The sequence below is a fragment of the Pseudoalteromonas sp. SK18 genome (assembly GCF_001974855.1).
In the GTDB taxonomy this organism is placed as follows: domain Bacteria; phylum Pseudomonadota; class Gammaproteobacteria; order Enterobacterales; family Alteromonadaceae; genus Pseudoalteromonas.
On record NZ_MTQB01000075.1, the window covers coordinates 1 to 441 of the forward strand.

At 39.0% G+C, this 441-nt stretch carries 1 protein-coding gene; it reads left to right on the forward strand.

The features are described 5' to 3' along the window. Positions 1 to 441 (forward strand): FapA family protein (locus BW139_RS18205; protein WP_139336354.1); only part of this gene is annotated, 441 nt, incomplete at both ends.

The window sequence follows — 441 nt, forward strand, 5'->3', positions numbered from 1 at the left end:
ATTGTGTAATGAAAGCTAAGCGCTTACTGCAAGTAGGCCAACCAGACTTACCTAAGGGTAAAATATTTGGTGGCGAAATACTTGATGCAACAACTCTCATTGCTGGCGAAATAGGGAATGAATCAGGCGCTAAAATGATTATTAACCTAGCGGCTTCGGGCGCCGAAATAACAGCGGATACTGATAATTGCTTTAAAGACTTAGCTAAAACAGATGCACAATTAGATACGCTGCAAGCAGCGCTAGAAAAAACTGATTTAGTGAAGGATGCCGAAAAGAAAAAAATATTAATCACCAAAATTGGCGCTACTCAAAAACATTATTGTGAGCAAGCAGAGCTATTAGAAAAACGTCTTTCAAACTTAGACCACGACTTGCACGATTTACTTAGCGACGCTAATTTAGCGGTAAATTCTGTTTTGCATTCAGGTGTAGAAATTC